This window comes from Lentzea sp., from assembly GCF_036380075.1.
Taxonomy (GTDB): Bacteria; Actinomycetota; Actinomycetes; order Mycobacteriales; family Pseudonocardiaceae; genus Lentzea.
This window is the reverse complement of record NZ_DASVFL010000067.1, coordinates 49,226-75,758: the sequence shown is the minus strand read 5'-3', so window position 1 is coordinate 75,758 and position 26,533 is coordinate 49,226. Positions and strand designations below refer to the sequence as shown.

The window sequence follows — 26,533 nt, the reverse complement described above, 5'->3', positions numbered from 1 at the left end:
CGTCCGACGAACTTGGCTCGCGTAATTGACAAGGCAAGATGTTCGTCGTGGAACAGCCGCGCCTGGTCGCCTCCGACGTCGATGGAACCCTTCTCAGCACGCTGGAGTCCGTGAGCCCGCGCACGGTCGAGGTCGTCGCCCGCGTGCTCGCGGCGGGTGTGCCGTTCGTCCTGGCCACCGGCAGGCCGCCGCGCTGGGTCCCGCGCATCGCCGCCGACGCCGGTCTCGACGGGCTCGCCGTCTGCGCGAACGGCGCGGTGCTCTACGACATCGGCCGCGACGAGATCGTCTGGGCGCGCACGCTCAGCCCGGTGCAGCTGCACGACATCGCGTCCGCGGTCGACAGCGTGCTCGACGACTGCACGTACGCCGTGGAGCTGGTCGGCACGCCCAAGGACGAGCTGACGTTCGTCGCCGAGCTCAGCTACACCCACCCGTGGCCGGAGGGACCGCACAGCGGGCTGAGCCGCGCCGAGACGCTCGGCCGTCCCGCGGTCAAGCTGCTCGTCCGCAACAGCCACCTGACCAGCGCCGAGATGGCCAGGGCGATCGGCGAGGTGCTGCACGGCGAGGTCGACCTCACCTACTCCACGGACAACGGGCTGATCGAGATCTCGGTCCACGGCGTCACGAAGGCGTCGGGCCTCGCGGACGTGGCGGAGCGGTTCGGCGTCGCGCCCGAGCACGTCATCGCGTTCGGGGACATGCCGAACGACGTCGAGATGCTGCGGTGGGCGGGACACGGCGTGGCGATGGCCAACGGCCACGAGGCCGCGAAGGCCGCGGCGGACGAGATCACCGGCCCCAACGCCGAGGACGGCGTCGCCATGGTGCTGGAACGGTGGTTCTGAGCGCTGGATACCCTGTGCGCAAATCCGGCAGTCCCCGACTCCAAGAGGTTTCCGTGCGTGCACTCGTGACCGGCGGCGCCGGTTTCATCGGCTCCACCCTGGTCGACCGCCTGCTGCGCGACGGGCACGAGGTCCACGTCGTCGACGACCTGCGCCGCGGCACGCGCACGGCGCCCGCGGACCCGGCCCACGCCGACCGGTACTCCTTCACGCAGCTCGACATCGCGAACCCCGAGCTCGCCGACGTCGTCGCCGGGTTCGGCCCCGAGGTCCTCTTCCACCTCGCCGCGCAGATCGACGTGCGCGTCAGCGTCGCCGACCCGATCCTCGACGCGCAGCAGAACGTCATCGGCACGATCAACGTCGCCGAGGCCGCCCGCAAGGCCGGCGCCCGCAAGGTGTGCTTCGCCTCCTCCGGCGGCTCCATCTACGGCACACCGGACGTGCTGCCGGTCTCCGAGGCCGTGCCGATCAACCCGAAGTCGCCGTACGCGGCGAGCAAGGTCTCCGGCGAGGTGTACCTGAACACCTACCGCCAGCTCTACGGCCTGGAGTGCACGCACCTCGCGCTGGCGAACGTGTACGGCCCGCGGCAGGACCCGCACGGCGAGGCCGGTGTCGTGGCGATCTTCGCGAACGCCCTGCTGGCGGGGAAGCCCACCAAGCTCTTCGGCGACGGCGGCAACACGCGCGACTACGTCTTCGTCGAGGACGTCGTGGCGGCGTTCGTGGCGGCGTCGGGTGAGAACGGCGGCGGCGAGCGCTACAACATCGGCACCGGTCAGCAGGTGTCGGACAAGGACCTGCACAGCCTGGTCGCCGCGGCGGCGGGCGCGCCCGACACCCCCGAGTACGCCCCGGCGCGGCTCGGTGACCTGAGGGCCTCCGCGCTCGACGCCTCGAAGGCCGCGCGCGACCTCGGCTGGGTGCCCGAGGTCGACATCAAGACCGGCGCCGAGCGGACCGTGGAGTACTGCCGCAACGCCGGAGCGAACGCGATCGGCCCCGTCCTCTCCAGCGGAGGACGGGGCCGATCGGTGTTCGGGGGAGGTCAGGCCGCGGTCTTCTCGTCGATCTCGGCCGGCGCCTCGGCACCGCGGATCGCGATCGCGCGCGCCAGCCGCGCGTACCGCAGCTCGAGCTCCTTGAAGCGCAGGTACGTGTTGATCGTCGCGAAGCCGAACGCCACGATCAGGCCGTACAGCATGAGGTCGGTACCGCGGCCGACGCCCACGACCTCGGCCAGCCACGACACCCACTGCGGCCGGATCACCGCGACCACCGCGAGGACCATGAACAGCACGAAGCCGATCTTGACGCCGGCTGCCGTCTTCGTGGTCCCGTGGTGGCGCAGGAACAGCAGCAGCAGGACGACGACGGCCAGGATGAGCAGGATCTGGATCAGAACCATGGTCAGCGCCTCGAACTGGTCTTGAGAGCGGAGTCGAACAGGATGTTGACCCCGTTGATCAGGGACTGGCCCTTCGACATCGAGTACTCGGTGTAGAGGATCTCCACCTGCTCCTCGGTGACGCGCCAGTCCTTGCGGGCGATCATCTCGACGATCTCGGACGCGTGGCCCATGCCGTTGAGCGTGATGGCCATCTCGTCGGCCACCTTCTTGTTGAACACCCGCAGGCCGTTGTGCGCGTCCGAGAGCTTGAGCTTGCGCAGCCGCGGGCTGACCGCGACGACCGTCTTCAGCACGACGCGCTTGATCAGCGGGATGTGCGAGTCGTCGCCCTTGAAGCGGGTGCCGACGATGATGTCGAACGGCTCGGCGCGCAGGCGCTCCAGCATCCGCAGCACGTCGGCGACCTGGTGCTGGCCGTCCGCGTCGAACGTCACGAAGTAGGCGGCGCCCGGCTGCTCGCGGGCGTACTCGACGCCCGTCTGCAGGGCGGCACCCTGCCCGAGGTTGACGGGGTGGCTCACCAGGTGTGCCCCCGTCGCGCGGATCGCGTCCGCTGAGCCGTCCCGGCTACCGTCGTCGACGCACACGATGTTCGGGAACGTCTGCAGCGCGTTGCGCATGACGTCGCCGATCACCTGGGCCTCGTTGTAGACGGGGACGACCAGCCAAACGTCAGACTGGTCCGCCACTGGGACCTCCTGGCGAAGTGTGGGGGTGTTGAGGGACTGGCACAGGCTAGCGCGCCGGTTATGCGGACTTCCGGGCAGCCAGCAGTGCGAAGAACTCCGCGACGGCCCGGTCCCACGAGAAGTGGGCACGGGTGTTCGCGCGCAGCTTGGCGGCCCGCGTCTCGCGTTCGGGGTCGGTGACCGCCTTCACGAGAGCGGCCGCCAGCGCGGCGGGATCGCGCGGGGGCACGAGCCAGCCGGTCACGCCGTCCTCGACGATCTCCGCCGTGCCACCGACGTCGGTCGCCACCACGGTGACACCGATCGCGGCCGCTTCGAGCACCGTCGTCGGCAGGCCCTCGGTCCAGCTCGGGTTCACGAACACCGTCGCGGCGGCCATCTCGCTCAGCGCGGTGTCGTGGTCGACCGCGCCGAGGAACTCGACGTGCTCGGTGAGGCCCAGCGACGCCACCTTGGCGCGCAGCTCGGCGGCAGCGGGGCCGTCGCCGCACAGCCGCAGCTTCAGGTCGACGCCCTCGCGGTGCACCGCGGCGGTGGCGTCGAGCAGGTCGGCGACACCCTTGCCGTTGATCAGCCGGCCGACGAAGCAGGCGGTCGGGGGACCGCTGCGCGGCCGCGGGCCCAGGCCGTCCTCCAGCTCGATGCCGCGGTGCAGCACCTTCGCCTCGCGGCCGGCCAGCTTCCGTACGAACTCGCCGGCGGAGCCGGACACGGCCACGACCTCGTCCGCCCAGCGCAGCACCGGCTGGCTGGTCAGCGCGTCGACCAGGAACGCCACGAAGCGGACGGCCGCGTTGCCGCTCTGCACCGGGCTGGAGCCGTGCTCGACGTGCACGCGGCGGATCTTGTTCCGCTTGGCGAACAGCGCCGCCCACGCGTGCGGCCAGTAGAACCGGGTGTGCGTCATCAGCACCGTGTCCGGTCCGCACAGGCTGCGCAGCAGCTTCGTGAAGCCGGGCTTCGGCACCGGGTAGTGGTCGATGATGTCGCCACCGGGCCACCGCACGACCTTCCAGCGGTCGCTCAGCTCCTCCACCCCGGCCGGCGCGCCGACCGCGGAGGTGAACACGGTGATGCGCAGCTCGGGGTCCGCCTCGAGCATCCGGCGGTGCAGTTCATGTGTGTACGCCTCCACGCCGCCCTTGTGCGGGGGGTAGTAGGCGGGCATGTCGACCAGGTGCACGCGCAGAACTTGCCACACGCGCGTTCAGTCGTTCGAGCGACCCCTCAACAGCCCCAGCCACGCGAACGCGTTCGCGACCAGCCAGGCCGTCGCCATGCCGACCGCGATGCCGACGACCCCGAACGCCACGCCGAGCGCGGCACCGAGACCCACCTCCAGGCAGAACTCGACGGTCCGCACCCGCGGCCCGAGCCACGCCCGTCCGGTGGCCTTGGCCGCCATCATCGCCGCCTGGGCGCTGGTCAGCAGGAACGCGTAGGCGAGCAGGGCCATCACGACCGGCTGGAGCAGCTCCCACGGCGTGCCCAGCGCCGCCGTGAGCAGGTCAGCCGGCAGCAGGAGCAGCAGCACAGCCGTCACGCCGCACACGACGGCGGCCAGTCCGGCGATCATCACCGGCGGCCGGACGACCTCGCGCGCCGACCGCCCCGCCAGGTGCGCGAGCAGCGCGTTGCTGATGCCGATGAAGAGCACGATCAGCGCGGTGACCGGGATCAGCGCCTTGCGCAGCAGCCCGAGCCCGTCCGACCCGACCACGACCAGCGCGACGCCGAACGTGGCCCAGGTGCTGAGCGTCAGGTACGCCGCGTCGATCAGGAAGCCGGGGATGAGCTTGCGCTGGTCCCGCACCCACTCCCGCACGTGGCCCAGCGCGAGCGGGGTCACCGTCACCGCGACCGCGGCGATCGCGACCGGCACCGCGGCCAGCGCCCACACCAGGTACGTCGTGGTCGCGGTCAGCTCGCCGACGACCGCCCACACCGCCGCCACGGCGCCGAACAGCACCAGCCACGCCGCGTCGAGGGCGATGGCGACACCGGCGCGCTTCTTCGCGTACAGGACGTACCGGCTGTGGTCGAGCACGGACGTGAACGGCGCGACGACCGCCTGGATCAGCAGCAGCTCCCGCGCGAGCCCGGTGAACGGGATCGCCGCGATCGCGCACGCCGCGCCCACCAGCAGGCCGAACGACAGCGACGTCGCCCCCGCGCCCCGCAGCTTGCGGTCGTCACCGGCGGACCGCGAGACGAGCAACGGCTCCGCCGTCAGCGCCCGCCCGAGGTACCACTGGCCGATCTGCACGATCGCGACCAGCGAGAAGACGCCGAAGTCCGCCAGGTTCGACGCCCGCGCCGCGACGATCTGCAGCACGAACGTGATCCCGCTGAACACCAGCTGGTCGATCGCGACCCCGGCTTGGGCGAGCAGCGCGCCGACCCTGCCGGTCCGCTTCGGAGTGTCGGCCGCCACCACTGATCAACGCCCCTGACTCGCGCCCACGTCGACGCGGTAGATCTTCACGTGCTCGTTGCTGAACACCGGCTCCAGCGCCTTGACCTGGTCCAGGTCGGTCATGCCGGGGGCGCGGGTCAGGAACGGGGCGGCGAAACCCCAGCCCTCGTAGACGTACGTGATGCGCATCTTCTCGACGATCGACCGGATCTGCGGGTCGGTGTCGATCTTGTTGAACCGCGTGAAGAGCGCGACCCTGTCCTCGCCGACCGACTTCGCGGGCGGCGTCTCGCCGAGCACGTGGCCGAACACGGGGTGGACGTCGTCCAACGCCCACATCCACGCCGAACCGTCGCGCGGGTCGTTCATGACGAGGTCGTTCTCGCCCACGATCGTCGCGAGCTTGTCGATGCCCTCCTGCTCGGCCTTCGTCACCGTGGGGTAGCCGCCGTTGTACGCGCCGATGATCCGCTGCACGTTGCGGCCCTGGTAGAAGGCGTTGCTGAGGACGAAGAACAGGCCGACCACGAGGCCGGTGGCGACCAGCCGCTGCCAGACCGCCAGCTGTTCGGGACGGCGGCGCAGCAGGGTCGCGAGACCGTCGCGCGCGACGACGAGCCCGTGGCCGGCGAGCACGACCATGGCCGGGACGACGAGCGCGGCGAACCGCCAGCGGTCGTTCCACCAGAAGCCGGTCAGCGCCGCGACGAGCGGGCCCTTGTAGGACGTCGTCATCACGAACAGGCCGGAGAAGACCAGACCGCCCGCGAGCCACCAGTACATGGGCTTCAGGCGCCGGACGCCCACCAGGCCGAGGACCATCGCCGCCACCAGCCACCACTGCGGCCGGGCGGCCTCGTGGCCGAGGAAGAAGAGCTGGCCCAGCGAGTCGGCGGCGTTGTCGTGCAGCGGCCATTCGAACGTGCCGCTCTGCGCGGTGCTCGCCATGCCGAGCAGCTGCGGGACGGCGTAGACGGACGACACGACGCCGGCGGCGATCAGCAGCCCCGCCTCCACCAGCGGCACCCGGCGCGCGGTCACCCAGCGCTGCACGAGGTAGCAGACGCCGAAGATGACAGCGGCGAGCGTGACGCTGGGGTGCAGCGTGACGAGCCCGCAGATGCCCAGCGCGGCGGTCACCACCAGCGCGGGCCGCACGTGGTCGAGGCTGTGGATCAGCAGCGCGAGCAGCGCCGGCATCAGCGCGAGGCCGGTCGCGAACGGCCAGATCGGGCCGAAGAACTCGAGGTCGTACGGGAACGCGGAGAACATGCCCGCCGCGAGGGCGCTGCCGCCGGCGAGCAGCGGACGGCCACCGGCGGCCCTGACCAGGCCCGCGACGCCGAGCGCGAGCAGGCCGGCCAGCAGCGCGGCCTGGGTGTTCAGCACGATCGTGATCGCGGCGCCGGTCAGGCCGAGCACCGTCGCGCCGAGGACGTGGAAGCCGTTCGGGTAGGTGAACCCGGCGTTCGCCTGGTCGTTGATCGCGCGCAGCGCCGACGGCTGCGACTGGCCGGTCTCCTCGATGAAGCGGACGGAGTTGGCGTGGAAGCTCGCGTCCCAGAACTGGTGGACGTCGGTCAGCATGTGCGTCGCCCGCGCGGTCACGACCAGGCCGAGCGCGGTGGTCGCGAGCACCGCGGCCGCGACGCCCGCGTGCTGCCACCGGGTCCACGGCACGAGCGGGCCGGCCGCCGGCGTCCTGCCGGTCCAGCGGCGGGTGGCCAGGCGGACGCCCAGACCGGCGAGCGCGGCGACGGCGGTGGCGATCAGCAGGCCCCAGATCGACCAGCGGCCGAGCACGGCGGGCACCACCGAGGCGGAGACCGCGATGACGCCGAAGGTCAGCAGGGGAGCCGCCGCGGCCGCCGTCCAGCCCCGCAGGCCGGACGCGAGTCCGACGGCGAGACCAGGGGCCATCAGCAGCACGACCAGCACACTGAATACGCCGAGCTGGGCACTCATCGGGTTCGCCTCTCAGGTGTCACCCGCTGAGCCGGGCTTGCTCACACTGTATTCGGGACGAGCTGCGGAGCTTCACCGCGGGCGGCTTCGGGCGCAGCGGGCGCCGGCTCGTCGCGCCGGGGCCCGCCGGGCCTGCCGATCCTGGCGATGAGCCTGCGGCCGACCTCGATCATCGGCTGCTCCACCCACCGGTACAGCAGGTCCGCGATCATCAGGCCGACGAGGGTGACCGCGACGGCGCTGATGGTCCGCTCGACCTTGAACACCGGCATCGCCGCCATCAGGACGATGGCCGCGAACTGCTGGATCAGGTAGAGCGAGTAGGAACGCTCGCCGACGAACCTCATGGGCTTGAGGGACAGGAACGACACCAGCGGACCGCCGGCGAAGAGGCCGGGCAGCAGCAGGAACACGCACGCGCCGTAGACCAGGATGAGGACGGTGTCGCCGCCGAACGCCGACAGCCACGACATGGCGGTCAGGTGCAGGGCGACCAGGCCGATCGCGAACACGAACCCGGCGACCGGGTGGGTCAGGTGCCGCACGACCGCGAACCCCTGCCGGTAGTGCATCGCGATCGCGAGCACGCAGCCCATCAGGATGACGATGTAGGACGGGGTGCCCCAGGAGTAGAACGGCACGACCATCGCGGCGACGAGCAGGCCGATCGCGCCGAACGCGACGGAGAGCCGGCGGCCGAACGGCATCGCGCCCAGCGCGAACGCGATCACCGGCCAGACGATGTAGAACTTCTGCTCGATCGCGAGCGTCCACGAGTGGCCGAAGATGTGCCCGGCGGCGATGTACTCGTTGTTGAACGTCAGGTAGTACGGCAGCACCTCGTCCACACGCGCGCTGAAGAACTCGCCGCGCAGGAAGTACAGCAGGACGGTCGCGCCGAGCACGACGTAGTAGACGGGCATCAGGCGGAAGATCCGGCGGATCCAGAAGTTCCGCACCGACACGCGGCCGTTGCGGTCCTCCTCGCGCAGCGCGAGCGTCGTGATGAGGAACCCGGAGATGACGAAGAACAGGTGCACACCCAGCCAGCCGGCGTACGGCGCCCACCGGTGCCCGCCGTAGTGGCTGAACACGACCATCACGGCCGCGATCGCGCGCAGTCCGTCGAGGGCGGGGAAGCGGCGCAGGGCCAGGAACTGGGCATGCGTTAACTGCGACATCGACGTCCTTGAGCGGGTGACCGGAGCTGCCGCTCCCCGATACCGCCGCGTGAGGGCCGGCCGACGGAGGGGCAAGACAGGCGCGCTGCGGAGTGCGCCCGAGCACGATGCCACACCCGATGGGGTGACTGGAAGGAACGAGTCCACATCCTCGTCCACGCAGAGCAACATCACATCCCCGGAAGGGTGAGCGACGCTAGGACAGGACAGTGATGCACGGTCCTGTCCGCCGGGCCGGTACCATCGGCCTCGCTCGGCTCCCCGTCCGCGGTGAGCGCCGACCAACCACTCCGAGAGACGTGACGGACACGCCTGTGTATTCCCAGCCTTCCCCTGTTTTCGAGGTGCTCGACGACAGCGGTGTAGGCCTGACCGGTGGAAACGCCTTCCTCGACGAGCGCGAGCGGCGCCTGGTCGTGGGAGCTGCGAACTTCCACTCCCTCGCTGGACCAGGTCAGACCTTCCGCTTCACGGTGGTGCGCGGCCCTTCCGGCACGCTGCCCGCGCTGACAGACGAGGAACGCACCACCATCGCGTGGGAGGACGACCGCGAGGTCGTCGGTTCACTGGTCGTGCGCAGCACGGCCCCCACTGTCACCGACCAGCACTCGGCCGCGACCGAGGGCCTGGTCGACGTGGCGCTCGACATCGGCGGCCAGCCCGCCGCGCTCACCGCCTACCACCAGCTGACCGGTGTGCTGGGCAAGGCCCGCAAGGCCGTCCGGTTCCTCGCACCCGTCCAGTTCGACGCGCTGCGGCAGTTCCGCACGGACATGGTCGAGCGCAAGGGCCGTGACGTGCCGCGCAAGGCCCCGGTCCGGCTCAGCCGCGGCACCGCGGCGAGGCCCCACGGCGACACGCCGGCGATCCTGTTCGGCCTGCACTGGCTGGAGCTGGGCGGCGCCGAGCGCTGGGCGATCGACACGATCCGCCTCGCCAAGGAGGCCGGCTTCACGCCGATCGTGGTCACCGACCGCCCCTCCCCGCACGAGTGGATCACGCGGCCGGAGCTCGAGGGCGCGCTGGTCGTGCCGTTGAACCTGCCGCTGGACCCGAAGCAGGAGTCCGCCTTCCTCAACGGCGTGCTCTCGGCGTTCGACGTGCGCGGCATCCACCTGCACCACTGCACGTGGCTCTACAACCTGCTGCCGTGGATCAAGTCGGTCCGCCCGGACATCCCGGTCGTCGACTCGCTGCACGTCCTCGAGTGGCGCACCGGCGGGTTCGTCGACATCTCCGTGCGGCTGTCGAACATGATCGACCAGCACCACGTGATCTCGCCCCAGCTGCGCGACCACCTGGTCGGCAAGCACGGGCTCGACCAGGAGAAGGTCGTGTTCGCGACGCTCGCGGGCCTCACCACCGGCGGTATCGCGGTCGGTGCCGAGGAAGCCGTCGAGAGCAACCCGTTCACGGTGGCGTTCGTCGGCCGGTTCACGCAGCAGAAGCGCCCGTACCTGTTCCTGCAGCTGGCCGCCGAGCTGAAGAAGAACTCGCCGCGCGAGGTGCGGTTCATCGTCCACGGCCACGGAGAGCTGGCCGCCGAGGTGAACAGCCTGGTCGCCCGCCTGGGCGGCTCCGTCGAGCTGCGCGGTCCCGACCGCCCGGTGAGCGACACCTTCCGCGACTCCGACGTGCTCGTCGTCTCATCGGACAACGAGGGCCTGACTCTCACGTCCTTCGAAGCGACGGCCGCGGGTGTGCCCGTCGTGTCGGCGGACGTCGGCTCGCAGTCGTCGCTGATCGCCGACGACCTGCTGTGCCCGCGTCACCCCTACGCCTTCGTCCAGGCCGCAGCGGCCCGGATCCGCACCATGATGACCTCTCCCGACCAGCGCAAGACCTGGCTCGACGAGCAGGCCGCCAAGGCCGAGGCCTTCGCGAAGCTGCCGCGTGCCGAGGACTGGACGCGCGACCTCTACCAAGGATGGCTCAAGTGAGCACTGTCGCCGCCGTTGTCGTCACCTACAACCGCAAGGACAAGCTCACAACGGTCCTCGACCACGTCCTCGCGCAGACCCGCCGGCCCGAGTGGGTCGTCGTCGTCGACAACGCCTCCACCGACGGCACCGACGAGGTGCTCAAGGAGTACGAGCAGATCGACGGCGTCGTCGTCGTGCGGCTCAAGGAGAACACCGGTGGCGCGGGCGGTTTCGCGACCGGCATGAACAAGAGCTACGAGCTCGGCGCGGACTTCATCTGGATCATGGATGACGACTGCTACGCCAACTCGGACGCCCTCGAGGAGCTCATCAACGGGCACGCGAAGGCCGAGGAGGCCATGGGCATGCAGCTGCCCTACGCGTGCTCGCTGGTCAAGTGGGTCGACGGCAACATCTGCGAGATGAACAACCCCGGCACCACCTGGGACTGGGGCAAGCTGATCGCGAAGGGCCAGGAGAACGTCCTGGTCACGCACTGCTCGTTCGTCTCGGTGCTGTTCCCGCGCTGGGCGCTCACCAAGTTCGGCCTGCCGCTCACGGAGTACTTCATCTGGTTCGACGACCAGGAGTACACCCTGCGCATCACCAAGGCCGGCCCCGGCGTGCAGGTCCTGCGCAGCGTCGTGGTCCACGACCTCGGTGTGAACCGCGGCGTGAACTTCGGCGACGTCAACGCGTCGAACCTGTGGAAGTTCGAGTACGGCGCCCGCAACGAGTCGTCCTTCCGCCTGCACCACGAGAACCCGGTGTCCTGGCTGAAGTTCCTCGCCCGCCTGGTGCAGGGCCTGCGCCACGGCAACGTGCCGTGGTCCATCCGCACCAAGCTCTTCCGCAAGGTCGTCGAGGGCATCGCCTTCAACCCGAAGCCGAAGATGCCGCGCTCCGTTCTCTGACCTGAGATCGTTTGCTCGCAAGGGCCCCTCGGCGGATTCGCGCCGGGGGGCCCTTGTAATCTGCGGGCGTGAACCTCGCGGGTTATGACCTCGTTGTCGTCGGATCTGGTTTCTACGGCCTCACCGTCGCCGAGCGCGCCGCCAGCACACTCGACAAGCGCGTGCTGGTGATCGAAAGGCGCGACCACATCGGTGGCAACGCCTACTCGGAGAAGGAACCGGAGACCGGTATCGAGGTGCACCGCTACGGCGCGCACCTGTTCCACACGTCCAACAAGCGCGTCTGGGACTACGTCAACCAGTTCACCGAGTTCACCGGCTACCAGCACCGCGTGTTCGCGATGCACGCCGGCCAGGCCTACCAGTTCCCGATGGGCCTCGGCCTGCTGTCGCAGTTCGTCGGCCGCTACATGTCCCCCGAGGACGCGCGGGCGTGGGTCGCGGAGCAGGCCTCCGAGATCGACTCGAAGGACGCGAAGAACCTCGAGGAGAAGGCGATCTCGCTGGTCGGCCGCCCCCTCTACGAGGCGTTCATCAGGGACTACACCGCCAAGCAGTGGCAGACGGACCCGAAGGAGCTGCCCGCGGCGGTCATCGCCCGCCTGCCGGTGCGCTACAACTTCGACAACCGCTACTTCAACGACACCTACGAGGGTCTGCCGAAGGACGGCTACACCGCGTGGCTCGAGAAGATGGCGGACCACCCGAACATCGACGTGAAGCTGTCCACGGACTACTTCGAGGTGCGTGACGAGATCCCGGCGGGCGTCCCGGTCGTCTACACGGGCGCGCTGGACCGCTACTTCGACTACTCCGAGGGCTGGCTCGGCTGGCGCACGCTCGACTTCGAGCAGGAAGTCCTGCCGATCGGCGACTTCCAGGGCACGCCGGTCATGAACTACAACGACGCGGACGTCCCGTACACCCGCATCCACGAGTTCCGCCACTTCCACCCGGAGCGCGAGTACCCGTCGGACAAGACGGTCATCGTCCGCGAGTTCTCCCGCGCCGCGGAGAAGGACGACGAGCCGTACTACCCGATCAACACGGCCGAGGACCGCACCAAGCTGGAGCGCTACCGCGAGCTCGCGAAGGCGGAGGCCGCCCAGCGCAACGTGATCTTCGGTGGCCGTCTGGGCACCTACAAGTACCTCGACATGCACATGGCCATCGGTTCCGCGCTGACCGTGTTCGACAACAAGATCGCGCCGTTCTTCACCGAGAACAAGCCGCTCAACGGCTCGCTCGACGACTGATCGCATTTCGCGCGGGAAAGGCCCGGCCGGTTTCCCGGCCGGGCCTTTCCCGTTTCTCTCAGCCCTTGATCCCCGTCTCGGTCACCCCGCGCACCAGCAACCGCTGCAAGGCCAGGAAGACCACGACGAGCGGCAGGATCGACACCGCCGCTGCCAGGAACAGCTGCACCACGTCGATCGACTGCGAGGTCAGGAACGTCGACAGCGCCACCTGCACGGTCCACGAGTCCTGGTCCTGCGCGATCACCAACGGCCACAGGAACTGGTTCCAGCTCGTCACGAACGCGATGACGCCCAGCGCGGCGAAGAACCCCTTCGAGTTCGGCACCACGATCCGCCAGTACGTGCCCCAGTGCCCGAGCCCGTCGATCCGCGCCGCCTCCTCCAGCTCCCGCGGGAAGGTCAGGAAGTACTGGCGGAACAGGAAGGTCGTGAACCCGCTGAAGAGCCCGGGGATCACCAGCCCGCGCAGGTCCGACACCCAGCCCAGCGTCGACACGACCACGAACGTCGGCACGAACGTCACGGCCGCCGGGATCATCAGCGTCGCGACCACGAGGTACAGCACGATGTTCGCGTACCGGTAGGGGATCCGCGCGAGCCCGTACCCCGCCAGTCCGCACAGCAGCAGCTGCCCGGAGGTCTGCAGCACCGCGACGACCAGCGAGTTGAGCATGCTGCGCACCAGCGGCACGGCCGGGTTGCCGAAGAGCTCCGCGAAGTTCTCCCAGCGGATCTCGCTCGGCCAGAACGTCCACGTCGGTGACGTGATCTCCTGCTCGGTCGACAGACCGTTGCGCAGCACCAGGTAGAACGGCACGAGGAACAGCACCGCCGCGATCGACAGCGCCAGGTACCGGAGGGCCCTCATCGCGTGATCACCCGCCCCTGGAGCAACGTGACACCGGCGATCAGCAGCGTCAGGACCACCGCGCCCGCGCTGCCGTGCCCGAAGTCCTGGCCGCCCGAACCCAGTGCGGTGTAGTAGAGGTAGATCAACGGCGGCCGCGCGAACGGCGGGTAGCCGCGGTCGGTGCCCAGCACGTTGTAGAACTCGTCGAACGCCTGGTACGCCGCGATGAGCAGCAACAGCAGCACGGCCACCGACGTCGTGCGCAGCTGCGGCATCGTGATGTACCGCAACGTCTGCCAGCCGCGCCCGGCACCGTCGATCCACGCGGCTTCGTAGAGGTGCCGCGGGATCCGTTGCAGCCCCGCGATGAACAGGATCATGTAGAACCCCAGCTGCAACCACAGCCGCAGCGTCACGAGCACCAGCCAGTACCAGGGCGGCGACGTCGACACCGTCCACGCCACCGGCTCGGCGCCGAACCACCCCAGGACCGTGTTCGCCAGGCCGAAGCGCACGCCGTTGAAGATCGAGAGCTTCCAGACCAGCGACGCCACGACGTACGAGCACGCCGTCGGCAGGAAGAACACCGACCGGAAGAACGACTGCATGAAGCTGATCTGGTTCACCAGCAACGCCAGCGCGAGCGCCAGCACGAACGTCAGCGGCACGATGAACGCCGCGAACACGCTGAACGTGCCCAGGCTCGCGAGGAACGGCCGGTCCGTCAGCATGTCCGCGTAGTTGCGCAGACCGACGAACTCGCTGGGCGTCACCGTGTTGCGCGCCTCGAAGAACGACAGCAGCAGGCTCCACCCGATGGGCACGTACACGAACACGAGCAGCCCCACCGCGAACGGGCCGACGAACAGCCAGAACGCCCGAGTGTGTCTCATCCGTACAGGCGCTTCAGCTCGTCCCGCACCTTCGCGGCCGCGCCCTTGAGCTCGGTGTCGGCGGACGCGCCGTCGCGCACCACCCGCGACACGGCGTCGTTGAACGCGGTCCGCATCACCGAGGTCCAGTCCGGCGGGTTGGACGCCTTCGCGTTGTCCCGCACGAACTTCACCGCGTCCGCGGCGGCACCCGTCGTGAGCTTCGAGGCCTTCTCCGAGATGCTCCTGCGCGGCGGGATGTGGAAGCCGTAGCCCAGGTTGAAGTCCTCCTGGTAGTCGGTCTTCTCGACCCACAGCCAGCGCACGAACTCCTTGGCCTCGTCGACCCGCTTCGACCTGGCGTTGACCATCGCGCCGAACGCGCCGACCGGCACGCTGGGCGCGCCGCTGCCGGTGAGCTTCGGGAACGGCAGCACGCCGAAGTCGTCGCCGAGCGCCTTCTGCACGGCCGGCACCGTCCACAACCCGGTCCACTGCATGGCGACGAGCCCCTGCGTGAACGCGTCCGGCTCCGCCCAGTCCTTCACCGCCCCCAGCAGCAGGCTGCCGCTCGCGTAGAGCTCGCGCAGCTTGCCGATCGCCTGCGCCGCACCGGGGTCGTCGAACCCGACCTGGTGGTCGCGCACGTAGTCGAGACCGGCCGACCACAGCGCGGGCCCGCCCAGCACCCCGCCGCCACCGTCGTTGCCGGCGAAGAGTCCCTTGACGCCGTCCCTGGTGAGCCGCCTGGACGCGTCGATCAGCTCGTCCACGGTGGTCGGGGGCTGCACGCCGGCCTGGACGAAGAAGCTCTTGCGGTAGAACAACATCTGCATGTCCACGGCCTGCGGGATGCCGTAGACCTTGCCGTCCACGGTGTGCGTGGCGAGGATGGACTCGGTGAAGTCGCTCTTCGCGTCGCCGAGGACGTCGTCGAGCGGCACGTACTGACCCGCGCGGACCGAGCTGATCTGCGGGGTGGACTCGAAGACGTCCGGCCCGCCGTCGGACAGCAGGCTCGTCGCGAGCTTCGAGTCGTAGTCGCCGGGGTTCCACTGCACGGTGACCGGCGTCTTCGCGTAGGACTCGGCGTAGCGCTGCACGGCTTCCTGCACGCCCGGCTCGCCGTACGCGTGGTACCACTGCTTGAGGGCCTGGCCGTCGCCACCTCGGCCGGTGTTGGAACCGCAGGCCGCCAGCAGCGCGCTCGCACCGGCCAGGGACAGGAGTCTGCGTCGGGAGATCACGCGTCCCGTCTTACTCCGATCACCTCGGGTGCGCGAGCGGTTACCCGAAGTCGCCACAGGGCGGGATCGACGACCCCGCCCCCTTGACCCGGCTCACTTGCGGAAGAAGCGCTCCCGCTGACCCTGGCGCACGAGCTTGATCCACTCGAGGAACGCCTTCGGGTCCCGCTTGACGCCGAGGAAGTACAGGCCGAACCGGAACACCTCGAGGGCGCCCAGCTTGCGCATGCCCGGCTGCGACAGCAGGTAGCCGCGGTTGCGGTAGGTGTAGTACCGCTTGACCTGGTTCTCCGGGTCCTGCGCGTGGAACCTGCCGCCCAGCATCGGCTTGAACTCGTCCGAGCCGTCCGGGTGCACGTAGGCGACCCGCAGCGACGTGCCGAACGGCAGGCCGGAGCGGACCATCCTGCGGTGGATCTCCACCTCGTCGCCGCGGAAGAACAGCCGGTAGTCCGGCACGCCCACCACGTCGAGCGTCGAGGCGCGGAACAGCGCGCCGTTGAACAGCGAGGCGATCCCCGGCAGGAAGTCCGTGCCGAGGTCCGCCGCGGAACGCTTCCACGTGAGGCCGCGGCGCAACGGGAACGCGAGCTTGTCGGGGGAGTCGATGTTCGTGACGACAGGGGAGATCTCGGCCAGCTTGCGCCGCTCGGCCTCCTCCATCAGCACCGACAGCACGTTCTCGTCGGCCGGGCGGCCGTCGTCGTCCGCGAGCCACACCCAGTCCGCGCCCAGCGAGAGCGCGTGCAGGATGCCGAGCGCGAAGCCGCCGGCGCCACCGAGGTTGCGGTGCGACGGCAGGTAGGTCGTGGGAAGCGGGCACTGCTCCACGAGGTCGTCGACCGGCTGGTCGGGACCGTTGTCGACGACGACCAGGTGGTCGGGGACCCGTGTCTGGGTGGCCAGCGCCTTGAGCGACTCGGCGAGCAGCTCCCTGCGGTGGCGGGTCACCACCACCGCGACGACGGAGCCCTTGGGCAGTGCCTGGAGGTTCACGGTCTATTCGCCGCCATTTCCGCTGAGGACGGGAGAGGAGTAGCCGAGCCTCGCGATCTCCTCGGGACTCATGCGCTCGAACGGGTCGTGGCCCTTGTACCCGGTGAGCACCTCGCGCAGCCCGCCGTGCATCTTCACGCGGCCCTCGTCCATCCAGATCGCGCTGTCGCAGAAGTCCAGCAGCGTCTCGTCGGAGTGGTTCGCGAACACGAGCAGGCCGGACCGCTTGACGAGGTCCTTGAGGCGGTCGCGGGCCTTCGCCATGAACGCCGCGTCGACCGCGCCGATGCCCTCGTCGAGCAGCAGGATCTCCGGGTCGATGGAGGTGACCACGCCGAGCGCGAGCCGCACGCGCATACCGGTGGAGTACGTGCGCAGCGGCATCGAGAGGTAGTCGCCGAGCTCGGTGAACTCCGCGATGTCGTCGACTCGCTTCTCCATCTCCTTGCGGGTCATCCCGAGGAAGAGGCCGCGGATCATGATGTTCTCGTACCCGGAGATCTCCGGGTCCATGCCGACGCCGAGGTCGAAGACCGGCGCGACCTTGCCGACGATCCGCTGGCTGCCGCGGGTCGGCTCGTAGATGCCCGCGAGCAGGCGCAGCAGCGTCGACTTGCCGGCGCCGTTGTGGCCGACCAGACCGACGCGGTCGCCGTGCTTGAGCGACAGCGTGATGTCGTGCAGCGCCTCGATGATCGGGACGCGGCCCTCGGAGCCGATCTTGCCGCCGACCTTGCCGAGCGCGAGCTTCTTCAGCGACCTCGACTTCGCGTCGAAGATCGGGAAGTCGACGGACGCGTTCCAGACGTTGATGCTGACCATGGTGTGCCGACCTCCTCTAGACCCAGTACGAGACGCGGGCGCGCCAGTTGCGCAACGCGACGAGCGCGAGCGCCCAGCCGACGACCGTGAGACCGCCGACGATCGCCCAGTGGTGCCAGTCGATGACGTGGCCGAGCAACGGCGCCCTGACCACCTCGAGGTAGTGGTACACCGGGTTCAGCTCGGCGATCAGCACGCGCCAGCCGCCGTTGCCGCCGCTGACCTTGTTGAGGACACCGGCGTGCCACACGATCGGCGTCATGAAGAACACCAGGTTGATGAAGCTGTGCACGACCGGCGGGATGTCGCGGAACCTGGTGCTGATGATGCCGAAGAGCAGCGAGATCCACACGCCGTTGATCGCCAGCAGGGCGAAACCGGGGATCGCGAGCAGGATCTCCCAGCTGACGCCCGGCTTCAGCTCGGGGTCGTTGCCCATCACGTACGGGTGGCTGAGCGTCGTGAAGAAGATCGCCAGCACCGCGACGTAGACGACGAGGTTGTGCAGGAAGAACAGCGTCTGCCGCCACACCAGCCGCAGCACGTGGACCGTGATCGGCGCCGGTAGGTGCTTGATCAGCCCCTCGTTGGCGATGAAGACCTCGGTGCCCTCGTTCACGCAGCCGAGGATGAAACCCCAGATGACGAAGCCGACGGTGACGTAGGGCAGGAACGTCGCGATGTCCTCGTTGAACAGCTGCGAGTACAGCAGGCCGAGAGCGAGCGCTGTGGTACCCATCGAGATGGTGATCCACAGCGGCCCGATGACCGACCGGCGGTAGCGCTGCTTGATGTCCTGCCAGCCCAGATGGCCCCACAGCTCCCGGTGCTGCCAGGCCGTCTTGATGTCCTCGAAGGCGCGGGCGAACGTCCTGGAGTTCGCGGCAGGGGGTGCCTCGGGATGGTCGAGCGTACTGGTGGCTTGCACGAGGACTGAGCGTACCGGCGAGTTAACGGAGGCCTCGCCCCCGGTCGGTCACGGGGAGGTCAACGTCCGGATTCGCCCGGTACCCGTGTGATTTTCGCGATCACCTGCTCGTGGTCGGACGAATACCCGACGTAGTCGAACTCGATCCCGGTCGCGTCCACGAACTCCGTCCAGGCCTTGTGCTCGTGGTCGCGCCAGCCCTGGTAGTTGAAGTACTCGTCGAACAGCACGACCGACCCGGTCCGCAGCCGCGAGCCCACGTGCTCCAGCACCGTCTTGGTGGAGGAGTACAGGTCGCAGTCGACGTGCAGGAACGCGACGGGCCCCGGGTGCTCGGCCGCGAAGCCCGGCAGCGTGTCGTCGAACCAGCCGGCGATCAGCTCGGCGCCCGGCACGTCGGGCAGCTGCTCCAGGCCGAACGCGCCGGCCTCGAAGCCGGTGCGCCAGTCCTCCGGCAGGCCGGTGAACGAGTCGAAGCCGTAGACCTCGCGCCCGTCGGCGGCGTTGGCGATGATCTTCAACGTCGTGCCGGTGTAGACGCCGAACTCGAGCACCATGCCGTCGGTCTCGAGCAGGCTCAGCGCGTGGTGCAGCGTGGCGTGCGGGTCGGGGAAGTTCGGCGCGGTCCGCATGTTCTCCAGCGCGAACCTCGCGCTGTCCGCCGCGGCGTCGCGCTCGGCGGCGAACAGCAGGTCCCTGCGCTCGCGGTGCTCGTAGTTCGCGGTCAGCTCCGCCAGCCGGTCGCCCTGGTAGCGGATCGCCTCGTTGAGCTGGTGCTGGAGATCGTCGATGCGCCCCTGCTGGACCTCGTGGTAGGGCTGGACGACCTCGTCGATCGCCCGCATCAGCTTCTCGCGGAGGGCCTTGCGGAAATAGCCGGGTTGCAGGCTCCGGCGAACCTTGTCGAGCACGTTCGACTCCTCACACCACACCGGGTAGTGGGCCGCATGCTAGGGCCCACGAACGGGTTAGAGGTACTAGAGGTACTGCCCAGTTCCCTTGCCGGTGGGACCGAGCTCCGATCCGTCGCCGCTGCCGGCCGGGAGGGCCCGCCCGCGCATGTGCTCCAGCTGCGACCGCGCGGCCATCTGCTGGGCGAACAGGGCGGTCTGGATGCCGTGGAAGAGGCCCTCCAGCCAGCCGACGAGCTGGGCCTGGGCGATCCGCAGCTCGGCGTCGGACGGGGTGGAGTCGTCGGTGAACGGCAGCGAGAGGCGCTCCAGCTCGTCGCGCAGCTCCGGCGCGAGACCGTCCTCGAGCTCCTCGATCGACCGCTTGTGGATCTCCTTGAGGCGGTTGCGGCTCGCCTCGTCCAGCGGCGCCGTCCGCACCTCCTCCAGCAGCTGCTTGATCATCGTGCCGATCCGCATGACCTTCGCCGGCTGCTCGACCATGTCGGTGATGTCGCCGTCCTGGCCGCCGACGATTACGACGGGCTGCTCCTTTGTCATGGTCTCCATCCTCGCGTCCTGGGTCACTTCACGGTTAACCGGGTGCCGGGCAGGCCTCGTCCGCGACAGCCGCGGCCGAGGGGCCCGGAGGGGGTACCGCCGGAGCAGCCGAATACGCCCGGTATGAGGCTGCTCCGGCGGCACCCCCTCCGAACCTCTCGCCCGTGGCTCTCATCGAACGGACCTGCCCGGCACCCGGTCGCCGGGTGGGGCTGCTCGACACCGTGTTTGCCTAGTTACGTACGGTGTGAGTCATGGCGTTCGACGTCGCACGGGTACGAGGGCTCTTCCCCGCGCTCGGCGACGGCTGGGTCCACCTCGACGCGCCCGCCGGCATGCAGGTGCCCGAACAGGTCGCCACCGCCGTCTCCACCGCGCTGCGCGCCCCCGTCTCCGGCCCCGGTGGCATCTTCCCCGCCTCCCAGCGCGCGCAGGGCATCGTCGACGCCGCCCGCAGAGCCGTGGCGGACCTCGTCGGCGCCGATCCCGCGGGCGTCGTGCTCGGCCCGTCGTCCGCCGTGCTGCTGCAACGCCTCGCCGACGCCATGACGGACGACTGGTTCATGGGCGACGAGGTGCTCGTGTCGCGGCTGGACCACGCGGCGAACATCGCGCCGTGGCTGCGCGCCACCCAGCGCACCGGCAGCGCGGTGAAGTGGGCGGAGATCGACATCGAGACGTGCGAGCTGCCGAGCTGGCAGTACGACGAGCTCGTCACGGACCGCACCAAGCTCATCGCCATCACCGCCGCGTCCGGTGTCGTCGGCACGCGGCCGGACCTCGGCAAGATCTCCGCGGTGGCCCGCGCGCACGGGTCGCTGGTGGTCGTCGACGCGTCCTCGGCCGCGCCGTTCGTGCCGCTCGACATCGTTGGCATGGGCGCCGACGTGGTGGCGCTGTCCGCCGGTCAGTGGGGCGGCCCGCCGGTCGGCGCGCTGGTGTTCCGCGACCCGTCGATGCTGGAGCGGCTGCCGTCGGTCTCGGTCGACCCGGCCGCCCGCGGCCCGGAACGCCTGGAGCTCGGCCCGCACGCGTACCCGATGCTCGCCGGGCTCGTTGCGTCAGTGGAGTACCTGGCGGACCTGGACGACGCGGCGTCCGGCACGCGGCGCGAGCGGCTGCTCACGTCGCTCGGCTCCGTGAAGGCCTACCAGGCGGGACTGCTCGCCAACCTCATCAACGAGCTGCGTTCGCTGCGGCACGTGATGGTGATCGGCGACGCCATGCGACGGGTTCCGGCGCTGGCGTTCTCGGTCGCCGGGGTCAAGGCGGAGGACGGCGTCGAGCACCTCGCGTCCCGGGGCGTCTGCGCGTTCGCCGACCCCGGCCAGCACGGCGTGTTCTCGGTGCTGGGCGTCGGCGAGATCGGCGGCGCCATCCGGATCGGGCTCGCGCACTACACGAACGCCGTCGAGATGGACGACCTGGTCAGGGCGGTGGCCGAACTGGCATGAGGGACTTGGGAGTTCTTGCTTGGACGACTCGCTGGCCCGCGAGCTGGCTGACCTCTCGGCCCTGCGGCGCCTCGGATCGCTCGACACCGAGTACCTGCCCCAGCTCTCCGGCGACCTGCGCCCGTCCGCCCTCGTCGCCGTGATGGACGAGGTGGTGCTCGGCGCGCGGACGGTCCTGGTGGAGCTGGGCTGCGGTTCCACGTCCGTCCTGCTGGCGAGGTTATTGCGGCAGCGCGGGTTCGGGCACCTGCTGTCGATCGAGCACGACGAGCGGATGGCCGCGTTCGTCGCCTCGCAGCTGCGCCGGGAGGGCCTCGGGTCGACCGCCCGCGTGGTGCACGCGCCGTTGTCGCGGCATCCGGCGGCGTTGTCGCGGCACGGCCAGTGGTACGCGCCGCAGCAGGTGCACGACGAGGTGCTCGCCTACGTCGACCGGTTCGGGCTGGTGGACCTGCTGCTGGTGGACGGGCCGGGGTTCGGCGACTCGCGCTATCCCGCGCTGCCGGTGCTGCGGGCCGTGCTGGCGCCGGGCGCGACCGTGCTGGCCGACGACGTCGACCGTCCCGACGAGCAGGCCGTGCTGGCGCGCTGGTCCGAGGAGTTCGGGCTGGAGTTCCGCACCGCTCCCCGGACCGCGCTGGGCACCTCTACCGTTCCCGCCTGAGCAGGACCTTGCCGAAGACGTCGCTGGCCTCCAGCAACCGATGGGCCGCAGCGGCGTCGGACATCGGCACGACCTCGCCGACGATCGGCTTGACGGCACCGCTCTCGACGAGCGGCCACAGGTGCTCGCGGACCTGCGCGACGATCGCGCCCTTGTTCTCCACCGACCGGCCGCGCAGCCCGGTCGCCATCACCGAGGCGCGCTTGGCGAGCAGCTTGCCGATCGGCAACTCGCCGTTCACCCCGCCCTGCATGCCGATGATCATCAACCGGCCGTCGGTGGCGAGCACGTCGATGTTGCGGGGCAGGTAGGCGGCGCCCATGTTGTCGAGCACGACGTCGGCGCTCTTCACCTCGGCCACGAAGTCCTGCGTCTTGTAGTTGACCGTGATGTCCGCGCCGAGCTCCGCGCACTTCGCGAGGCGTTCGTCGGAGCCCGCGGTGGCCGCGACCGTCGCGCCGAGCGCCTTGGCGACCTGGATGGCGTGCGTGCCGATGCCGCCGGCGCCGCCGTGCACGAGGAACGTCTCACCGAGCTTGAGCCGGCCGTCCATCACGACGTTCGACCACACCGTGCAGGCGACCTCGGGCAGCGCGGCCGCCGTGACGACGTCGACGCCCTGCGGCAGCGGGAGGACCTGCGGCGCCGGCACGACGACCTTCTCCGCGTAACCGCCGCCGGCGAGCAGGGCGCACACCTCGTCGCCGACGTTCCAGCCCGTGACGCCCTCGCCGAGCTCGGCGATCGTGCCGGAGCACTCCAGTCCGATGATGTCCGACGCGCCCTTCGGCGGCGGGTAGAAACCCTGGCGCTGCAACAGGTCCGCGCGGTTGACGGCGGACGCGGCGACGTCGATCAGCACCTCGCCGGGACCGGGAACGGGGTCGGGGACCTCCGTCCACTCGAGCACCTCTGGGCCGCCGGGATCGCGAACGGTGATGGCACGCATGCGTTCGACCGTAATACCGTTCGACACGTCCGGCACCATCGGATCATGGACGCCTGGCCTCTGCGACACCTGGTTCTCCGCACCCCGCGCCTGGAGCTGCGCCCGGACGACGACGAGGGTCTGCTCGAGCTCGTCGACGTGGCGAAGGACGGCGTGCACGACCCGGCGGAGATGCCGTTCCTGGTGCCGTGGACGGACTGGGTCGCGGGCGACGGCGGGTTCGGCATGATCAAGCACTTCTGGCGGGCGCGCTCCGAGGTGGAACCCGGCAACTGGAAGATCAACTTCCTGGCGCGGCGCGACGGCAGGGTCGTCGGCACGCAGGAGGTCGCCGCGCAGAGCTTCGGCGCGCTGCGCGAGGTGAGCACCGGCTCGTGGATCGGGCAGCGGTTCCAGGGCGACGGCATCGGCACCGAGATGAGGGTCGCCGTCCTCCAGTTCGCGTTCGACCACCTGGGTGCGACCATCGCCCGTTCGGCGGCTTGGCTCGGCAACCGGTCCTCCAGCCGCGTGAGCGAGAAGCTCGGCTACCGCCACGACGGCACGATGGCCGCCGCACCCCGCGGCGAGCGCCTTGAGCACGTGCGACTCCGCCTGGACGCCGCCGACTTCGTGCGCCCGGACTGGGAGGTGGCCGTCGAGGGGCTCGCGGAGAGTGTCGACCTGCTCACCAGGTGAGATCCCGCCGACCGAAGGATTGTGTCCTGGGTCTCCTGTTTGTGAGGGTTCAGCGACTCCGAACGAAGGGGACCGTTCACATGTCCGGCAGAACCAAGCTGGCGGCTGTGCTTGCCATCTCGGCACTAGTCGCCGCCCCTACCGCCACCGCGTCCGCCGCGGCTGAACCAGCCGGCCCCGCCCTCGCCAAGAAGCTCGCCAAGAAGGTCACCGTCGAGGGCGTCAACCGGCACCTGATCGCGTTCCAGCGCCTCGCCGACCGCAACGGCGGCAACCGCGCCGCCCTGACCCCCGGCTACGACGCGAGCGTCGACTACGTGGCGGGCAAGCTCCGCGACGAGGGCTTCATCGTGTCCACGCCGACGTTCGACTTCGACGTCGCGGTGACCGACGCCGAGATCGCCCGCGTCGACGGCACGACCTACCAGGCGTTGATCCTCAACGAGTCGCCGCAGACCCCGGCCGGCGGCGTGACGGGCCCGTTGCGCGTCGTCCCCGAGGACGCCACCACGGGCTGCGAGGCCACCGACTTCGCCGGCCAGGACTTCACCGGCACCGTCGCCATGATCCGCCGCGGCGGCTGCACGTTCGAGCAGAAGCACCTCAACGCGTTCGCCGCGGGTGCCATCGCCGTGCTGGTCTCGAACAACACCGCCGGCCCGCTGTCCAACGTGACGCTGACCAACCCCGGCAAGATCCCGGTCGCCGGCGTCTCCCAGGCCGACGGCACCGCGCTCGCCGGCAAGGCGGGTTCCGCGATCACCGTGGACGTCCGCTTCCACACCGAGACCCGCACCCAGCGCAACGTCGTCGCGCAGACCCGCACGGGCCGTACGAACAACGTCGTGATGGCGGGCTCGCACCTCGACAGCGTCGAGGTCGGCCCCGGCATCAACGACAACGGCTCCGGCTCGGCCAGCCTGCTGGAGACCGCGCTGCAGCTCGGTTCCAGCCCGAAGGTCGACAACGCGATCCGGTTCGCCTGGTGGGGCGCGGAGGAGCGCGGCCTGATCGGCTCGACGGAGTACGTCCGGTCGCTGACGTTCGAACAGCAGCTGGACATCGCGCTGTACCTGAACTTCGACATGGTCGGCTCCCCGAACGCCGCGTACTTCATCTACGACGGCGACGACTCGGACAAGGTCGGCGCGGGCGCGGGCCCGTACGGCTCGGCCCAGATCGAGAAGGCCTTCGCCGACTACTTCGCCGCCAAGGGCGTCCCGACCGAGGGCACCGACTTCTCGGGTCGTTCGGACTACGGCGAGTTCATCGCGCAGGGCATCCCGGCCGGTGGCCTGTTCACCGGCGCCGAGGGCGTGAAGACCGCGGCGCAGGCGGCGAAGTGGGGCGGCACGGCCGGTGTCGCCTACGACCCGTGCTACCACTCGAAGTGCGACAACCTCGGCAACATCGACCGCACTGCCCTGGGCCGCAACGCGGGCGCCATCGCGTTCGTGACCGCCGCCTACGGCGTCTCGACCGAGGACGTCAACGGCGTGCCGCCGCGTTCGAAGCGCGCGGAGGCCCGTTCGTCGGTGGCGCTGTCGAAGGCCGCGCACGTGGGCGAGCACTCGCACGCGGCCGTCTCGTAAGCAGCCGTCTCGTAAGCAGCTCTAGCTGACGCAGGGGTCCCCCGCCAAGGGGACCCCTGCTTTCATTTTTCCAGACAGGTCTGACAATTTCGGCCGGTCGACCCGTCAGCCCAGGTTGTTCGTGTCGAACGTGTTGCAGCGCGCCGGGTCACCGGTCTGCAGACCGGTGTTGAACCACTTCTGCCGCTGCGCCGAGCTGCCGTGGCTGAACTGGGTCGTGTCCACGCGCCCGCCACCGAGCTCGCTCTGGATGAAGTCGTCACCGATGCGGGACGCCGCGTCCAGGGCAGCGGCGATGTCCTCCTGCGTGATGTTCGTGATCAGCGGCTGGCCGTTGGCCGCGGGGGTCGTCGTCGCGGCCTTGCCCCACGCGCCCGCGTAGCAGTCGGCCTGCAGTTCGAGGCGCACCGAGCCCGAGGTCGGACCGGTCTCCCTGCCGACCCTGTCCGAGGTGCCGAGCTGGTTCTGCACGTGGTGGCCGTACTCGTGCGCCAGCACGTAGGCCTCGACGAACGGGCCGCCGGTCGCACCGAACTTGGTGCGCAGCTCGTTGAAGAAGTCGAGGTCGATGTACACCTGCGAGTCCGCGGGGCAGTAGAACGGGCCGGTCGCGGAGGTCGCGTTGCCGCAGCGGGTGTTGACGCTGTTGCGGAAGAAGTTGGTCTTGGTGACCTGGTAGGTGTTGCCGGAGCGGGCGAACTGGTCCTTCCAGTACGCCTGGATCGAGTTGATCGTGGCGACGATCCGGCAGTCGCCGTCGCGGTTCGCGTCGGCGCCGGTCTTGCACTTCTCGGCCAGCTGGCTCGACTCGACCTGGGTGTTGTTCCCCATGCCCTCCAGCCCGCTCGTGGGCAGCTGGATGCCCGTGAACTGCTGCACCAGGAAGTAGATGATCAGGCCGACCACGCCGAGGCCGCCGCCGACGCCGGCGACGCGTCCGCCGACGCCCCGCTGGTCCGAAACCTGAGAAAGATCGAGATCCGCGCCTTCGTTGAACTGCACCGCAATCCTCCTGTTAAGGACCCCATGGGTGCCGCAAACGATAAAGCACGAAACATGCCTTGGTGCGGAGCCCGACGTCGGGGCACCGCACCAAGGCTTTCCCATTTGGTCGTGACGACTACGGCCCACGGAGGTTGGCGTGGCGCTCGGCCGGTGACGCCATGAGACGTCAGCGATGCCGAGCTCAACAGCGTCGAAGTGCGCCGAGCGACGCCCGATGGCGCCTGGGCACCCGAAACCCCGTGTCCGCCGCTACTCGGTCGCGACCGGACCGGTCACGTCCAGTCCGCTCGCGGGGATGCGACAAACCGCGTTTCGCCACAGCGAGGAGATACCTGCACAGCACCACCTACCCCTTCTGGGCGTGGCCTCCGGTGGTCTGGTTCATTTCACCGTCCGGTTGCCAGCTCGTCATTC

The 26,533-nt window shown here is 69.7% G+C and carries 24 protein-coding genes and 1 pseudogene; 9 read left to right on the top strand and 16 right to left on the bottom strand.

The window, feature by feature from the left end:
* Positions 1 to 47 precede the first annotated feature (47 nt).
* Together VF330_RS08375 and VF330_RS08370 are read left to right on the top strand one after the other, a co-directional pair.
* Positions 48 to 851, top strand: a complete 804-nt coding sequence (locus VF330_RS08375) for an HAD family hydrolase (RefSeq protein WP_330850929.1) — start codon at positions 48 to 50, stop codon at positions 849 to 851.
* Positions 842 to 1,753: pseudogene (locus tag VF330_RS08370) on the top strand (NAD-dependent epimerase/dehydratase family protein); the annotation flags it as partial. The gene VF330_RS08375 and the pseudogene VF330_RS08370, both read left to right, overlap by 10 nt.
* Positions 1,754 to 1,902: 149 nt before the next feature.
* Here the strand turns inward: VF330_RS08370 and VF330_RS08365 are convergent.
* The 6 genes from VF330_RS08365 to VF330_RS08340 are packed head-to-tail and all read right to left on the bottom strand — an operon-like array spanning position 1,903 to position 8,516.
* A complete protein-coding gene (locus VF330_RS08365) occupies positions 1,903 to 2,262 on the bottom strand; it encodes a DUF2304 domain-containing protein (protein ID WP_330850977.1) in 360 nt (119 codons plus the stop codon).
* Between the two features lie 2 nt (positions 2,263 to 2,264).
* The gene (locus tag VF330_RS08360; RefSeq protein WP_330850928.1) at positions 2,265 to 2,954 is read right to left on the bottom strand and encodes a glycosyltransferase family 2 protein; all 690 of its coding nucleotides are present in this window, start codon (positions 2,952 to 2,954) and stop codon (positions 2,265 to 2,267) included.
* Positions 2,955 to 3,012: 58 nt separating this feature from the next.
* Complete coding sequence (locus tag VF330_RS08355; protein ID WP_330850927.1) at positions 3,013 to 4,137, bottom strand: glycosyltransferase; 1,125 nt, start codon at positions 4,135 to 4,137, stop codon at positions 3,013 to 3,015.
* A gap of 24 nt (positions 4,138 to 4,161) precedes the next feature.
* A complete protein-coding gene (locus tag VF330_RS08350; RefSeq protein WP_330850926.1) occupies positions 4,162 to 5,388 on the bottom strand; it encodes a hypothetical protein in 1,227 nt (408 codons plus the stop codon).
* Positions 5,389 to 5,394: 6 nt separating this feature from the next.
* Positions 5,395 to 7,335: a DUF6541 family protein gene (locus tag VF330_RS08345; protein WP_330850925.1), complete on the bottom strand. Its 1,941-nt coding sequence runs from the start codon at positions 7,333 to 7,335 to the stop codon at positions 5,395 to 5,397.
* Between the two features lie 41 nt (positions 7,336 to 7,376).
* Complete coding sequence (locus VF330_RS08340; protein ID WP_330850924.1) at positions 7,377 to 8,516, bottom strand: acyltransferase; 1,140 nt, start codon at positions 8,514 to 8,516, stop codon at positions 7,377 to 7,379.
* Positions 8,517 to 8,860: 344 nt separating this feature from the next.
* On the opposite strand from VF330_RS08340, the gene VF330_RS08335 reads away from it, so the two are divergent.
* The 3 genes from VF330_RS08335 (at position 8,861) to glf (ending at position 12,608) form a co-directional block, all read left to right on the top strand.
* Entirely contained in the window at positions 8,861 to 10,456 is a 1,596-nt protein-coding gene (locus VF330_RS08335) for a glycosyltransferase (RefSeq protein WP_330850923.1), read from the top strand.
* Positions 10,453 to 11,352, top strand: coding sequence for a glycosyltransferase family 2 protein (locus tag VF330_RS08330; RefSeq protein ID WP_330850922.1), 900 nt, complete (start codon positions 10,453 to 10,455; stop codon positions 11,350 to 11,352). The genes VF330_RS08335 and VF330_RS08330 overlap by 4 nt, the downstream gene beginning before the upstream one ends.
* Before the next feature lie 68 nt (positions 11,353 to 11,420).
* Entirely contained in the window at positions 11,421 to 12,608 is a 1,188-nt protein-coding gene (gene glf, locus VF330_RS08325; RefSeq protein WP_330850921.1) for a UDP-galactopyranose mutase, read from the top strand.
* A gap of 58 nt (positions 12,609 to 12,666) precedes the next feature.
* Here glf and VF330_RS08320 read toward each other — a convergent pair whose 3' ends face one another.
* The 8 genes from VF330_RS08320 to VF330_RS08285 form a co-directional block, all read right to left on the bottom strand.
* Complete coding sequence (locus VF330_RS08320; protein ID WP_330850920.1) at positions 12,667 to 13,479, bottom strand: carbohydrate ABC transporter permease; 813 nt, start codon at positions 13,477 to 13,479, stop codon at positions 12,667 to 12,669.
* Positions 13,476 to 14,354: a sugar ABC transporter permease gene (locus VF330_RS08315; RefSeq protein WP_330850919.1), complete on the bottom strand. Its 879-nt coding sequence runs from the start codon at positions 14,352 to 14,354 to the stop codon at positions 13,476 to 13,478. Before VF330_RS08315 ends, VF330_RS08320 begins: the two co-directional genes overlap by 4 nt.
* Entirely contained in the window at positions 14,351 to 15,580 is a 1,230-nt protein-coding gene (locus VF330_RS08310; RefSeq protein WP_330850918.1) for a sugar ABC transporter substrate-binding protein, read from the bottom strand. The genes VF330_RS08315 and VF330_RS08310 overlap by 4 nt, the downstream gene beginning before the upstream one ends.
* A gap of 93 nt (positions 15,581 to 15,673) precedes the next feature.
* A complete protein-coding gene (locus tag VF330_RS08305; protein ID WP_330850917.1) occupies positions 15,674 to 16,576 on the bottom strand; it encodes a glycosyltransferase family 2 protein in 903 nt (300 codons plus the stop codon).
* Between the two features lie 3 nt (positions 16,577 to 16,579).
* Positions 16,580 to 17,398 (bottom strand): ABC transporter ATP-binding protein, encoded by an 819-nt coding sequence (locus tag VF330_RS08300; RefSeq protein ID WP_330850916.1) that lies wholly within the window; start codon positions 17,396 to 17,398, stop codon positions 16,580 to 16,582.
* A 16-nt stretch (positions 17,399 to 17,414) separates the two neighbouring features.
* Positions 17,415 to 18,326 carry an ABC transporter permease gene (locus VF330_RS08295; protein ID WP_330850915.1) on the bottom strand — a complete coding sequence of 304 codons (912 nt, stop codon included), beginning with the start codon at positions 18,324 to 18,326 and terminating at the stop codon, positions 17,415 to 17,417.
* A 59-nt stretch (positions 18,327 to 18,385) separates the two neighbouring features.
* A complete protein-coding gene (locus VF330_RS08290; protein WP_330850914.1) occupies positions 18,386 to 19,237 on the bottom strand; it encodes a class I SAM-dependent methyltransferase in 852 nt (283 codons plus the stop codon).
* 66 nt (positions 19,238 to 19,303) lie between these two features.
* On the bottom strand, positions 19,304 to 19,786 hold the full coding sequence (locus VF330_RS08285) for a bacterial proteasome activator family protein (protein WP_414675355.1): 483 nt from the start codon (positions 19,784 to 19,786) through the stop codon (positions 19,304 to 19,306).
* Positions 19,787 to 20,031: 245 nt separating this feature from the next.
* Here VF330_RS08285 and VF330_RS08280 point away from each other — a divergent pair, with 245 nt between their 5' ends.
* The gene (locus VF330_RS08280; RefSeq protein ID WP_330850913.1) at positions 20,032 to 21,231 is read left to right on the top strand and encodes a cysteine desulfurase-like protein; all 1,200 of its coding nucleotides are present in this window, start codon (positions 20,032 to 20,034) and stop codon (positions 21,229 to 21,231) included.
* A gap of 19 nt (positions 21,232 to 21,250) precedes the next feature.
* Positions 21,251 to 21,895: a class I SAM-dependent methyltransferase gene (locus VF330_RS08275; protein ID WP_330850912.1), complete on the top strand. Its 645-nt coding sequence runs from the start codon at positions 21,251 to 21,253 to the stop codon at positions 21,893 to 21,895.
* Here VF330_RS08275 and VF330_RS08270 read toward each other — a convergent pair.
* Positions 21,879 to 22,844, bottom strand: coding sequence for an NAD(P)H-quinone oxidoreductase (locus VF330_RS08270; protein ID WP_330850911.1), 966 nt, complete (start codon positions 22,842 to 22,844; stop codon positions 21,879 to 21,881). The genes VF330_RS08275 and VF330_RS08270 overlap by 17 nt on opposite strands.
* Before the next feature lie 45 nt (positions 22,845 to 22,889).
* Here VF330_RS08270 and VF330_RS08265 point away from each other — a divergent pair, with 45 nt between their 5' ends.
* Positions 22,890 to 23,522, top strand: a complete 633-nt coding sequence (locus tag VF330_RS08265) for a GNAT family N-acetyltransferase (RefSeq protein WP_330850910.1) — start codon at positions 22,890 to 22,892, stop codon at positions 23,520 to 23,522.
* Between the two features lie 80 nt (positions 23,523 to 23,602).
* Positions 23,603 to 25,114, top strand: a complete 1,512-nt coding sequence (locus tag VF330_RS08260) for a M28 family metallopeptidase (protein WP_330850909.1) — start codon at positions 23,603 to 23,605, stop codon at positions 25,112 to 25,114.
* A 105-nt stretch (positions 25,115 to 25,219) separates the two neighbouring features.
* Here the strand turns inward: VF330_RS08260 and ypfJ are convergent, their stop codons facing one another.
* Complete coding sequence (ypfJ, locus tag VF330_RS08255) at positions 25,220 to 26,116, bottom strand: KPN_02809 family neutral zinc metallopeptidase (protein ID WP_330850908.1); 897 nt, start codon at positions 26,114 to 26,116, stop codon at positions 25,220 to 25,222.
* Between the last annotated feature and the right edge of the window lie 417 nt (positions 26,117 to 26,533).

Excerpts from the sequence above, each read along its gene's own strand:
- VF330_RS08345 (WP_330850925.1), bottom strand. The coding sequence starts at position 7,335 with ATGAGTGCCCAGCTCGGCGTATTCAGTGTGCTGGTCGTGCTGCTGATG.
- VF330_RS08280 (WP_330850913.1), top strand. The coding sequence starts at position 20,032 with ATGGCGTTCGACGTCGCACGGGTACGAGGGCTCTTCCCCGCGCTCGGC.
- VF330_RS08365 (WP_330850977.1), bottom strand. The coding sequence starts at position 2,262 with ATGGTTCTGATCCAGATCCTGCTCATCCTGGCCGTCGTCGTCCTGCTG.
- VF330_RS08320 (WP_330850920.1), bottom strand. The coding sequence starts at position 13,479 with ATGAGGGCCCTCCGGTACCTGGCGCTGTCGATCGCGGCGGTGCTGTTC.
- VF330_RS08285 (WP_414675355.1), bottom strand. The coding sequence starts at position 19,786 with ATGGAGACCATGACAAAGGAGCAGCCCGTCGTAATCGTCGGCGGCCAG.
- VF330_RS08300 (WP_330850916.1), bottom strand. The coding sequence starts at position 17,398 with ATGGTCAGCATCAACGTCTGGAACGCGTCCGTCGACTTCCCGATCTTC.
- VF330_RS08270 (WP_330850911.1), bottom strand. The coding sequence starts at position 22,844 with ATGCGTGCCATCACCGTTCGCGATCCCGGCGGCCCAGAGGTGCTCGAG.
- VF330_RS08315 (WP_330850919.1), bottom strand. The coding sequence starts at position 14,354 with ATGAGACACACTCGGGCGTTCTGGCTGTTCGTCGGCCCGTTCGCGGTG.
- VF330_RS08260 (WP_330850909.1), top strand. The coding sequence starts at position 23,603 with ATGTCCGGCAGAACCAAGCTGGCGGCTGTGCTTGCCATCTCGGCACTA.
- VF330_RS08340 (WP_330850924.1), bottom strand. The coding sequence starts at position 8,516 with ATGTCGCAGTTAACGCATGCCCAGTTCCTGGCCCTGCGCCGCTTCCCC.
- VF330_RS08265 (WP_330850910.1), top strand. The coding sequence starts at position 22,890 with ATGGACGCCTGGCCTCTGCGACACCTGGTTCTCCGCACCCCGCGCCTG.